General features: G+C 66.9%; 9 protein-coding genes. 6 read left to right on the top strand and 3 right to left on the bottom strand.

What is annotated here, in order from left to right; genetic code table 11:
- Positions 1-804, top strand: an 804-nt coding sequence (locus AWB81_RS36950) for a thiamine pyrophosphate-dependent enzyme (protein WP_235026098.1), incomplete at its 5' end; no start/stop codon positions are given.
- A 52-nt stretch (positions 805-856) separates the two neighbouring features.
- Here AWB81_RS36950 and AWB81_RS36945 read toward each other — a convergent pair.
- Positions 857-3,169 (bottom strand): FdhF/YdeP family oxidoreductase, encoded by a 2,313-nt coding sequence (locus AWB81_RS36945; protein WP_062642858.1) that lies wholly within the window; start codon positions 3,167-3,169, stop codon positions 857-859.
- A gap of 150 nt (positions 3,170-3,319) precedes the next feature.
- Between AWB81_RS36945 and AWB81_RS36940 the strand changes: the two genes are divergently transcribed.
- The 3 genes from AWB81_RS36940 (at position 3,320) to pdxR (ending at position 6,540) form a co-directional block, all read left to right on the top strand.
- The gene (locus AWB81_RS36940; RefSeq protein ID WP_062642857.1) at positions 3,320-4,729 is read left to right on the top strand and encodes an aminotransferase-like domain-containing protein; all 1,410 of its coding nucleotides are present in this window, start codon (positions 3,320-3,322) and stop codon (positions 4,727-4,729) included.
- An 83-nt stretch (positions 4,730-4,812) separates the two neighbouring features.
- Complete coding sequence (locus tag AWB81_RS36935) at positions 4,813-5,067, top strand: ArsR family transcriptional regulator (RefSeq protein ID WP_374730544.1); 255 nt, start codon at positions 4,813-4,815, stop codon at positions 5,065-5,067.
- 21 nt (positions 5,068-5,088) lie between these two features.
- Positions 5,089-6,540: a MocR-like pyridoxine biosynthesis transcription factor PdxR gene (pdxR, locus tag AWB81_RS36930; protein WP_062642854.1), complete on the top strand. Its 1,452-nt coding sequence runs from the start codon at positions 5,089-5,091 to the stop codon at positions 6,538-6,540.
- A gap of 26 nt (positions 6,541-6,566) precedes the next feature.
- On the opposite strand, the gene AWB81_RS36925 is transcribed toward pdxR, so the two are convergent.
- Positions 6,567-7,685, bottom strand: coding sequence for a TAXI family TRAP transporter solute-binding subunit (locus AWB81_RS36925; RefSeq protein WP_062642852.1), 1,119 nt, complete (start codon positions 7,683-7,685; stop codon positions 6,567-6,569).
- Between the two features lie 149 nt (positions 7,686-7,834).
- Positions 7,835-9,748: a zinc ribbon domain-containing protein gene (locus AWB81_RS36920; RefSeq protein ID WP_097189886.1), complete on the bottom strand. Its 1,914-nt coding sequence runs from the start codon at positions 9,746-9,748 to the stop codon at positions 7,835-7,837.
- Between the two features lie 432 nt (positions 9,749-10,180).
- Between AWB81_RS36920 and AWB81_RS36915 the strand changes: the two genes are divergently transcribed.
- Positions 10,181-11,716: a sensor domain-containing diguanylate cyclase gene (locus AWB81_RS36915; protein ID WP_062642847.1), complete on the top strand. Its 1,536-nt coding sequence runs from the start codon at positions 10,181-10,183 to the stop codon at positions 11,714-11,716.
- A gap of 118 nt (positions 11,717-11,834) precedes the next feature.
- Positions 11,835-12,002, top strand: coding sequence for a hypothetical protein (locus AWB81_RS46055; RefSeq protein WP_159938998.1), 168 nt, complete (start codon positions 11,835-11,837; stop codon positions 12,000-12,002).
- Positions 12,003-12,055: the final 53 nt, after the last annotated feature.

Here is a 12,055-nt window from a genome sequence, read left to right as displayed (position 1 = left end):
GCCGAAAAGACGGACCGCGCGTGGCGCAAGAAGATCGAAGGCTGGACCGCCGACTGGTGGAAGACGCTGGAAAAGCGTGCGCTCGAACCGGCGAAGGGCGGTGTCAATCCGCAGCGCAGCGTGTGGGAACTGTCGCGGCGAATCCCCGCCGATGCGATCGTCACGAGCGATTCGGGCTCGTGCGCGAACTGGTTCGCGCGTGACCTGAAAGTGCAGCGCGGCATGAAATGTTCGCTCTCCGGCGGACTCGCTTCGATGGGCGCGGCCGTGCCTTACGCGATCGCCGCGAAGTTCGCGTTTCCGGATCGTCCGGTCATTGCGCTCGTCGGCGACGGCGCCATGCAGATGAGCGACATGGCGGAACTGATCACCGTGTCGAAGTACTGGAAGCAATGGGCGAACCCGCGCTGGATCTGCATGGTGTTGAGCAATCAGGACCTGAATCAGGTCACCTGGGAGCAGCGCGTGATGGAAGGCGACCCGAAGTTCGAGGCGTCGCAGGACATTCCGTCGGTGGCTTATCACAAGTTCGCCGAACTGATCGGCCTTGTGGGCATCTACGTCGACGATGCCGAGCGCATGGGCGCCGCGTGGGACGAAGCGCTTGCCGCGGATCGTCCCGTTGTTATCGAAGTGAAAGCCGATCCGAACGTCCCGCCGCTGCCGCCGCACATCACGATGGCACAGGCGAAGGCGTTCGCGACCACGCTGATGAAGGGCGATCCGGACCAGAGCCACATGCTGCTCGATACGGCAAAGCAGGTCCTGAGCGCTGTCTTGCCGGGCCGCAAGGACGAAAAGTAAGTCCGCGGCATATTCGCCCGGGATGTCCCGTCCAGCCGCATGAACCGGCTTATCAAGCCGCCAGCACAAGCTCCGAGGCCGTCAGCAGTACAGGGATCGATTTGGAAGTCGGCGTCCCGGCGCCATCGGCGACGGATTCTAGCGGCACTAGCGGATTCGTCTCCGGATAGTAAGCGCCAAGGCATCCGCGCGGAATGTCGTACTCGACGAGCAGGAACCCGTCCACGCGCCGCGCGACCCCATCGTCCCAGACGCTCGTGATGTCCACCCGCTCGCCCGGCTCGAACCCCAGCATGTCGATATCCTCGCGATTCACGAACAGCACGCGCCGCTGCCCGTACACCCCACGATACCGGTCGTCGAGGCCATAGATGGTCGTGTTGTACTGGTCGTGCGAGCGCGTCGTCATCAACGTCATCAGGCGTTCGCCATGCCGCTGGCGGGCGCGGTGAATCGGCGTATCGACGGCGATTGCGTGCACGAGGAACTGCCCCTTGCCGCTCTGCGTCTTCCAGATGCGCTCGCGCGACGCCACGCCCAGATGAAAGCCGCCCGGGTGAGCGAGCCGCTCGTTGTAGTTCTCGAAGCCGTCGATCACCTTCGCGACGCCGTCGCGGATCAGCGCGTAATCGTTCGCATGCGCGAGCCAGTCGACCTTGCCGCTGCCGAGCGTGGCCTCTGCCATGCGAGCGACGATCGCAATCTCCGACAACAGATTCGGCGACGCCGGCTTGTTCATGCCGTACGAAATATGCACCATGCTCATCGAATCCTCGACGCTCACGCCCTGCGCGACGCCGTTCTGCATGTCGATCTCGGTGCGGCCGAGCGTCGGCAGGATCAGTGCGTCGCGGCCGTGCACGAGGTGGCTGCGGTTCAGCTTCGTCGTGATGTGCACGGTCAGGTCGCACGCGCGCATCGCCTGCCACGTGCGCGGCGTGTCGGGCGTCGCGATCGAGAAATTCCCGCCGAGGCCGATGAACACCTTCACGCGGCCATCGAGCATCGCCTGGATCGTGTTCACGACGTCGAGCCCGTGTTCACGCGGAGGCTCGAAATCGTAAGCCGCGCCGAGGCGGTCGAGGAACTCCTGCGTCGGCTGCTCCTCGATGCCCACCGTGCGGTCGCCCTGAACGTTCGAGTGGCCGCGCACCGGGCACAGTCCCGCGCCGCGCCGGCCGATATTGCCGCGCATCATCATCAGGTTCGACAGGATCTGCACCGTCGGCACGGAATTCTTGTGCTGGGTGAGGCCCATGCCCCACGTCGAGATGACGGCGCGTCCCTTCGCGTAGATGTCGGCGAGTTGCAGCACGTCGTCCATCGGCACGCCCGACTCCGCGACGATCGCGTCCCAGCTTTCGGCACGCAGGTCGGCGGCGAAGTCCTCGAAGCCGACCGTGTGCGCGTCGATGAACTCGACGTCGAGTACGCGCTCGCCGCCGGTTGCAAGCGCCGCGTCGTCCAGTTCGAGCACGCGCTTCGCGACGCCCTTGATCAGCGCGAAGTCCCCGCCGAGCTTTGGCCGGATGAAGACGGAACTGATCTTCGTGCTGCCCATAGTGAGCATTTCGACGGGATGCTGCGGGCTCGCGAAGCGCTCGAGCCCGCGCTCCTTCAGCGGATTGATCGAGACGATCGTGGCGCCGCGCTTCGCGCACTCGCGCAGTTCGCCGAGCATGCGCGGATGGTTGGTCGCGGGATTCTGGCCGAAGAGGAGCAGGGTGTCGGCGTGCTCGAAGTCGTCGAGCGTCACCGTCCCCTTGCCGATGCCGACCGTATGCGGCAGGCCGCGGCTCGTCGCTTCGTGGCACATGTTCGAGCAGTCGGGGAAATTGTTGGTGCCGTACATGCGCACGAACAGCTGGTACAGGAACGCGGCCTCGTTGCTCGCGCGGCCCGAGGTGTAGAACGCGGCGCGGTCCGGGTCGTCGAGCGCGTTCAGGTGGCGGGCGATCAGCGCGAAGGCGTCGTCCCAGGCGATCGGCACGTAGCGGTCGAGCGCGGCATCGTAGACGAGCGGATCGGTCAGGCGGCCATGCTGCTCCAGTTCGAAATCCGATTGCGCCATCAACTCCGCGACCGTGTGCTGCGCGAAGAACGCCGGCGTCACGCGCTTGCTGGTCGCTTCGGCGGCGACGGCCTTCACGCCGTTCTCGCAGAATTCGAAGGTCGACGCGTGTTCGCGATCCGGCCATGCGCAACCCGGGCAGTCGAAGCCGTTCGGCTGGTTCTGCGAAAGCAGCGTGCGGTAGTTGCCGCCCGTCACCTTTTCCTTGATCAGGTTGATCGCGACGTATTTAAGCGCGCCCCAGCCCGCGGCGGGGTGCGTATAGGGTTCGATGCGGGCTTCGGATTTTTTCATGACTGGGCTGGTCGATTCAGGCGGTTTTGCCGATGGACTCAAGCGTACTGTGTTCCGAAAACGCGGCGGCGCACAGAAAACAGCAAAATCAAGGGATACAGTTGCGGCGATTTGTCATAGACTTCCTCAACCCGACTCGAAAGCCGACTCTTGAAGCTCTACGAAAAACTCGCCGACGAAATCGAGCAAGCCGTGCGGCGCGGCGTGTTCGCGCCCGGCGAGCGGATCGCGTCGGTGCGGCACGCGAGCCAGCAGCACGGCGTCAGCATCAAGACCGTGCTGCACGCCTATGCGCTGCTGGAAAGCCGCGGTGTGGTCGAGACGCGGCCGCAGTCGGGCTACTTCGTGCGGGAGGCGGCGCCGGCGCAGTCCGCGTCGAAAAAAGCGCCGGTGAGCGCCGTGGCGTCGGAAGTCGACGTGAGCCGGCTCGTGCTTTCGACGCTGCGCAGCATCCGCGCGAACGACGCCGTGCCGCTCGGCTCGCCGTACCCCGACCCGACGCTATTCCCCTGGCGCCGCATCAACCAGTACGCGAACGCGATCGCGCGGCGCCACGCGAGCTGGAACCTGATTGACGACCTGCCGCCCGGCAATCCCGAACTGATCCGCCAGATCGCGCGCCGCTACGCGGAGAACGGCGTCCCGGTCGATCCCGACGAGATCATCATCACGGTCGGCGCGACCGAGGCGATCAACCTGAGCCTGCAGGCGGTCGCGAAGCCGGGCGACACGGTGGCCGTCGAATCGCCGACCTACTACGCGATGCTCCACGCGATCGAGCGGCTCGGCATGCGCGCGATCGAAGTGCCGACCCATCCGGCCGACGGCATCGACCTCGACGTACTCGCGCAGATCGTCGGGAAGCAGCAGATCGCGGCGTGCATGGTGATGCCGAATTTCCAGAATCCGCTCGGCTTCCAGATGCCGGATGCGAAGAAGGAGCAACTCGTCGCGCTGCTGGCCGCGCACGAGATTCCCGTGATCGAAAACGACGTCTATCAGGAGCTGTATTTCGGCGAGACGCGTCCCTCGACGCTCAAGAATTTCGATACCAAAGGGCTCGTGCTGCACTGCGCGTCGTTTTCGAAGAGCCTCACTGCGTCGTACCGGATCGGCTGGGCGATGCCCGGACGCTTTCGCGCGCAGGTCGAGAAGCTCAAGTTCCTCAACACGCTCACGACGCCTTCGGTGCCGCAGGTCGCCGTCGCGGACTACCTGCGGCAGGATGGCTACGATCGCCATCTGCGGCAGGTGAGAAAGGCGTACCGGCAGCAGGCGCGCATCATGAGCGCGATGGTGCAGCGCTTCTTTCCGGCGGGCACGCGGGTGTCGTCGCCGCAGGGCGGGTACGTGCTGTGGGTGGAACTGCCGCTGCGCGTCGATTCGATGCAGCTTTACCAGGCCGCGCTCGCGCACGGCATCACGATCGGTCCCGGCTACATGTTTTCGACAAAGAACGACTTTCGCCATTTCATCCGGCTGAACTACAGCTATCCGTGGACGCCGCAGACGGAAGGCGCGTTGCGCACGCTCGGGGAACTCGCGGCAAAAATGGCGTGAAAGCTTTGCATGGGACGAGAGCGAGGCGCAAAAGCGCCGGCTCTCGCCAACAGGAGACTCCAGTGAACGAAACAAACGGTGCAATCGATCCGGCGCTCGCCGCCGTGCTCGCGCAACTGTGGCGCGCGGAAGAAGAGACGCCGGGCGCCGCGTGGTCGCTCGCGAAGCTCTCGAAGCAGTCCGGCCTGCCGATGAGCGCGCTGCGGCGTCAGTTGACCGCGCTCTCGGACGGCGGGATCGTCGAGACGACCTTCGACGAGACGGGCACGGGCACGGCGCGCCTCTCCGATACCGGCAAGATTCTCTGCGGCCAGCTGTTCGGCGGGCCGCTGCATTGACCCGCCGCCGAAGCTGAACTCGTGGAAATTCACATCACGCTGGAAGGGCGGCGCGACCTCACCGGCCAGATCTATCGCCAGTTGCGCGCGGGCATCGTCGAAGGGCGGCTCGCCGCGAACGCGCGCCTGCCGTCCACGCGCGACCTCGCCGCGCAACTCAACGTGTCGAGAAAGACGACGCTCGATGTCTTCGAGCGCCTGATTGCGGAAGGCTTCCTGCGCACGCGCGCCGGCGACGGCACCTTCGTCGCGGAAGGCCTTGCGCGGCTGCCGGCGGCGCCGCTCGAGCCGTCGTCGGCGAGCGCGCGGGCGGCGGGCATCTGGGGTGCGATGCCGGCCGGCATGTCGATCCCGATGCCGCCCGCCGACGCCCGCCTCGACTTCGACTTCAAGGGCGGCGTGACCGACAAGCGCCTCTTTCCGTGGGACGTCTGGCGCCGCTGCATCAATCAGGCGCTCCGGACGCAGCAGCGCGCGGGCGGCGGCGTCGCGACCTATCGCGATCCGGGTGGCGAGCAGGAACTGCGGCTCGGGGTTTCGCGCTATCTTGCGTTCAGCCGCGCGGTGGTGTGCAACTGGCAGGACGTGGTCGTGACGCAGGGCGCGCAGCAGGCGCTCGATCTCGTCGCGCGCGTCGTGATCCAGCCGGGCGACGTCGTCGCGGTGGAGGAGCCGGGCTATCCGCCGGCGCGCGCGCTCTTCGCCGCGCTCGGCGCGAAACTCGCGCATGTGCCGGTGGATCGCGAGGGTTTGGTCGTCGACCGCCTGCCGAAGCACGCTCGGCTCGTCTACGTGACGCCTTCGCACCAGTTCCCGCTCGGCATGCCGATGAGCCTCGCGCGGCGCGTCGAACTGCTGGAGTGGGCGAAGCGTCATGGCGCGGTGATCGTCGAAGACGACTACGACGGCGAATTCCGCTTCGAGGGACGGCCCGTGGAGTCGCTGAAGAGCCTCGACCGCGCCGGGCTCGTGGCGTATGTCGGCACGTTTTCGAAGACGCTCTTTCCGGATTTGCGGATCGGCTACGTGGTGCCGCCCGCGTCGCTGCGCGAGCCGCTCTGGACGGCCAAGCGGGCCGGCGACTGGCACAGCTGCATGCTCACGCAGACGGCGCTCGGCACCTTCATGCTGAACGGCGAATTCGCGAAGCATCTGCGGCGCATGCACAAGGCTTACGCCGAGCGGCGCGCAACGCTGATCGACCTCTTGACGGGCGAACTCGGCGAAGCGTTCGAACCGATGCCCGCGACGGCCGGCATTCACCTCGTCGCGCGACTCGCGCGCGGGTGGGACGAAGACGAAGTGGTGAAGGCCGCGCTCGATGCGTCGATCGGCGTGTACGGGATCGGTCCGTTCTACGCGGGCGAGCGGCGCGAGCAGGGCGTGCTGATTGGCTATGGCGGCGCGAGCGTCGAATCGATCGACGGCGGCTTTCGCCGCCTCGCCACGCTGATGCCGGGACTCAGGCGCTGAGCCCAAAGCCCCGGCCGGCAGCGACGTCACTCGCAGAGCATCAGCACTTTTTCCTGCGCGGTGCAGGCAGGCTTCTTCGCTGCCTGCGCAGCCGGCTCGCGACGCGTCGCGGTGCGCTCCGGTTTGGGCGGCGCATCGGCGGCGGCCGTTCTTCGCGCGATGCACGCGCGCAAGTGCTTCTCGATCGGCGGATAGTATTTCCAGCCGCGGCTGAGCGGCGGCAGTTCGAGGTGAACCTGTTTCCACTTCGGGTGACCGTTCGCCTGAAGATTGTCGAAGTTCGCGCACAGCGAATCGGCGAACTTCGTCAGCGTGCCGACCGTGCCCTTCAGGCCGTAGTCGTAGGTCACGAGAAAGGCCTTGACGGTGAGCGTCGGCGTCTCTTCCTGGATCCAGTTCGGATAGCTCGACGTGCGGATCGTCGCGGGGAAGTAGGTCTGCTTGGCGCGCGCGGTTTCGGGCGCGCTGGGGTCGAGGCGCAGCAGCTTGATCTGTTGCAGCAGTTCGGGATTCATGTCCTGGAAGAGCTTGGCGGGCTGGCCGGCGACGATGATCGCCACGTCGATCTTGCGCACGATCAGCTTTGCGAGCGCGTCCTCGTTGCTGTAGTGCTGCGCGTTCTGGTCGGGGATCGGCTCGCCGAACATGAGCCGGTAGAGCGTCGCCGACGACTGCGCCGTGCCGCTGCCGATCAGCCCGACACTGATGCTCTTGTCCTTGATCTCGTGGATGTATTTGAGCGGCGAGTCCGAGCGCACGACGAAATAGATCTCCTCGTCATAGAGCGGCATGATGAGCCTGAGCGGCTGGATGATCTTGCCAGCATCGGCGTTGCCCGAGGTCGCCATGTCCACATACGCCTGATACACGTCCGACTGCACCAGCGCGAACTTCACGTTCGGCTCGTAGCGCATGCGCTGGACGTTCTCCGCCGACCCCTTCGACGCCAGCACTTCGAGGTCGATGCCGGCCGGATCGGCGACGATCTTCGAGAGATCCTGCCCGATCTGGATATAGGTGCCGCGCTCGGGGCCGGTCACGATCTTGTACGGGACATCGGCGGCGAGCGCTCTGGTCGCGACACCGTAAAGCCCGCACAGGACAAGGAAGGCGAGTCCCCAGCGCATGAATTTCGACGAGTGCATGTTTTACCCTTTGTATCGGAGTTGGACGGGTGCTGCGAAACTCGGGCGACCTCGCGCGCCGCCGGCAGGGCGGCGCGCGAGCTGTCTTCTTGCCGGACCGACGCCGCCAGCGGGCCGCGCGTCCGGCGATCAACGACCGTTTGCTGAACTCAGCGCGATGGTTTGGGCATCGAGTCGCCGCCGCTCCAGCCGAACTGCTTGATCGCGCGTTCGAGTTCGTCGGCGTTTTCGCCATCGGGAAGGGGCGCGCGAGGGGCGGGCCGGGTCTCCGTCGCGCCCGTGCTCCCCGGGGTGTTGCCCGTGACGGCGGCCGTGCGGGTGGCCGTCGCGGGTATCGGAGCCGGGGCGGGCGCTGTCGTTGTCATGGTGTTCGCCGGCGCGTTCGTCGTCACGGCTGCGGCGGTCGACGGAATCACCGTTGCGACTCTCGCGGCAGGCGCCGGTGCCGGCGCAGCATACGTGGGCGCCGTGCTCGTCGTTGTCGAGGTCGTTGTCGTTGTCGCGGCCGTCGTCGGGGCGGTGCTATGCGTCGTCGCGGTCGTGGCGGCGGTCGTGGCGGGCGTGGCATGCTCCGCAGCCGCGGGCGCCATCGTCGTCACGGTGGTCGCCGTGCCGCGTGCGGCCGATGGCGGCGCTGCTGTCACCGGCGCCGCGCCTCGCGTGGCAGCCGTCGTCGACGTGGCGGGCGTTGTCGGCAGGAGCGGCGGCGAAATGGCCGGCGCCGGGATCACGGTCACATCGGCCATCGCCGACGAAGGTGCGCTGCGCCCGTAACTGGCCGAGCGCCGGCTCTCGCGCGCGGGCGGCGGCGTGGTTGTCGCGTGGGTCTCGGTGGAGGTGGCGGGTGTCTCCGCCGGCGGCGCTGCGGGTGTGCGCGCAGCGGCGACAGCCTGTTTCTGTGTTGCGGGCGGCGGCGTCTGCGTCTGCGCCGGTGCCGGTGCGACGGCAGGCGCCGGCTTCGCTGCGGCGACATTGGCGGGCGGCGTCGCAGGCTGCACGGCGGCGGTGGCCGGGGGAACGGTCGCGGCGGTTGCGGCGGGCGGCACGGCGCCTGCGCCGTCCGGCGCCGCTTTCTTCTTCGCGGCGATCGGCGGCGTGCCCGCGAGCCAGCCCGCGTGCGTGATGACGCGTTCGAGCATCGCCTGCGATTCGGTATTGCTGCCGTCGAGCGCGAGCGCCTCGCCCGCGTTCTGCTGCACGCATGCCCAGGCCGACGTCTTCTCGCATGCCCGCGCGAGTTGCAGCGCGGCGTCGCGTTCCAGTTCGCGCTGCGCAAGGTCGTCTTTCAGACGCTGCACGTCGGGCCTCGTTTGCTGCGCTGGCGCAATGCTCTTCAGCCGGTTGCGCGCGGCCGTCAGATCGTGCTGCTCCATCGCGCGGCGCGCGGCCAGCACGGTATCGCCGATGGACATCGGCCGGTCGTCGGCGGAAGGACGTTTTTCGGTTGCCGCCGACACCGCCGGTGCAGTCGGCGTCGCGGGCAGGGCGCTGCCTTGCGCGCGGCCGCCGGGCCTCGCGTCGATCGCGCCGGAAGCGCTGTGCTGGGTGGTCGGCGGCGCGTCTTCGTCGTCGGCGCTGCCGTCGTGCAGCATGTACGCCGTGCCGCCCGCGAGCAGCGCCAGCGCGCACACGCTGGCGATCACCGTCTTGCGGCGGTTCCATCCTTCGGAGTCGGGGAGAACGTCCGGATCTGCTTCGAGTGAGAGCGGCGGCGCGGCCTTGGCGGCGGTACCGGAAGCGGCGACCGAAGGGGGAGGCGAGGCAGGCGCTATGGGTTCGGGCGTACGTGCGACCGATGGCGGCACGGCGCCGGCCACGGGAGCCGCCGCCGCGAGCGCCGGGCCTGCGGCCGCTCCCGCTGCGGCCGCGCCTGCCGGCTTGAACATGCCGCCGCGTTCGTTTTCCCGTTCCGCGCCGCGCGTCTTGGCGTGCCCTTCGCCGAATGCGGCGGCTCGGTCGGCACCGCAGTTCGGGCAGCTGTCCGCGCTCTTGCGCAGCGTGCTGCCGCAGCGCTGGCAAACCACGGAGAACATCGATGCAGGAAAGGTCAGACGGGTAGTCATGCTGAAGCCCTCGAAGGACATGTGCGTGTTTCCATGCCGCCATGCGTGCGGACTTCGCGCGCAACGTCGCGAGGTCTCGCGAGCAGCAATCCTTCGTTCTCCCTATGCGGGGAATGCTCAGATATAGGGAAGCGACAGGTCAAATATGTGTCAACTCGTAAAGCGCGTCAATCGCCTTTCGCCCCTACAAAAAGGCCGGCGCGGGTTAAGGAACTACATCAAATCAGACTCTTGACACCGCATTCGAAACCGGTGTCCGGCCGTGCGCGGCGCGTGAAACGATTGCTGCCGATGCATCGAAAACCGGGTCGCTTGCTTCGGATGCGCAGTTTCTGACATATTGAGCGTCCACGGGCGGCTTTGAACCGCCAATTTCCAGCTAAAAAAAGACAAGGCCACATTGCCAGGCAAAGCCAACCCAGACGACTCTCCATGCCCAAGCAGTTCGAGCGCGTAACCCATCTGTTCGTGTCGCCCCGCTGGGTGCTGACAGGCGGCACGCTGCTGTTGATCGCGATGTTTTCCATCTGCGGGGCGATCCTGTGGGACGCCCGCCAGGACGCGTTCGACCGCGCGCAGGACGGCGCGCGCAACACGATCCTCGTCATCGAGCGCGACATCGCCCGCAACATCCAGTTGTATGACCTTTCGCTGCAGGCGGTGGTCGACGGCGTGCACGACCCGCGGCTCGCCTCCTTGCCGCCGGACATTCGGCGCGGCTATCTGTTCGACCGCGCGGCGGACGCCGAATATCTCGGCGCCGTGTTCGTGTTCGATGCGCGCGGCGACGTCGTGATGGATTCGCGCCTGAACGACCCCGCGCCGGCCAACTTCGCGGATCGCGACTACTTCCAGGTTCATCTCAACACGCGCAACGCCGGGCTCTATGTCAGCCATCCGTATCGCTCGCGCATGCGCAAGCTCGATCCGAGCGTCGCGCTCTCGCGGCGCATCGACAATCCGGACGGCTCGTTCGGCGGGATCGTGGTGATGGCCTTGCAGCTGGAATACTTCCATCGCCTGATGTCGGGCCTCGCGCTCGGGCCGCACGGCACGATGGCGCTGATCCGCGAGGACGGCACCCTCCTGATGCGCTCGCCGTACAACGAGCAGATGATCGGCCGCGACCTGCGCGGCACCGGGCCCTTCACGAAGATGTCGCAGGCGGCGGAAGGGCAGTTTCCGGACGTCGCGTCGATCGACGGCGTGAAGCGCATCTATTCGTACCGGCATCTGCCGGGCTTGCCGCTGATCGTCGAAATCGCGACGGCCGAGACCGACATCTATGCGAACTGGCGCACGCGCGCATGGCACATCGGCATCGTGATGGGCGCCTTCGGGCTCGCGTTCGCGGTGCTGAACCTGATGTTCGCGTATTCGCTGCGCCAGCGCGCGCGAGCCGAGTCGGCGCTGATGATGCTCGCGCGTCTCGACAGCCTGACCGGCCTCTCCAACCGCCGCACGCTCGACGAACTGCTCGAACGCGAATGGCGCCGCGCCAACCGCAGCGGCCAGCCGCTCTCCATCCTGTTCGTCGATATCGACCGCTTCAAGAGCTACAACGATACCTACGGTCATCAGGCCGGCGACGATGTGCTGTCGGCCGTGGCGAAGTGCATCGCGGGCCGGCTCTCGCGTGCGGGCGACGTGGCCGCGCGCTATGGCGGTGAAGAGTTTGTGGTGGTGCTGCCGCACACCGCCCGCGAAGGCGCGCTCCAGCACGCGGAGACGATGCGTCAGGCGGTGGCGGCGCTCGGCATCGCGCATGCGGGAAGCGAATTGCACAAGGTCACGGTGAGCATAGGCGTGGCGACGTGGCAGCCGGAGGGGCACGCGGAGCAGTCGCGGGGACACGCGCCGGGCCAGCCCGGAAGGACGCTCGCCGCCGTGCTGCGCGCCGCCGACGAGGCGCTTTATCGCGCGAAGCAGACGGGCCGCAATCGCGTGTTCGGCGTTCAGGTGGCGTGACAGCCCGCCGGATTCCCAAGGCCGGACGACTTCGATATTCGCCCGGGAAAAATCCGCGCGCGAAGCGGGCCGCTTTCGGACGCTTTCTCAATTGAGATAGCGCCGCCGGTTTGTTACGATGCTCGACGATATCCGCGACGGGGGCCGCGGCGATCAGGAGCCAGCCTGCGGTTCACTCCGCCCGGGCCCGGCGATCGAAAACGACTATAAATTCCAGGGCACGCGTCCCCTGCGCAGACTGTCGCGCCGCGCCCGCGAAGAACCTCAGGATTACCCACAATTGTAAAGATAGTCCTATTCGTTTTGCCGGAAGAGCCGATACATCTTAGTGACTTCGTG

It is taken from the genome of Caballeronia arationis, assembly GCF_001544975.2.
Classification (GTDB): Bacteria; Pseudomonadota; Gammaproteobacteria; order Burkholderiales; family Burkholderiaceae; genus Caballeronia; species Caballeronia arationis.
The sequence above is the reverse complement of the archived record's forward strand: the minus strand, read 5'-3'. Positions and strand labels throughout refer to the sequence as shown.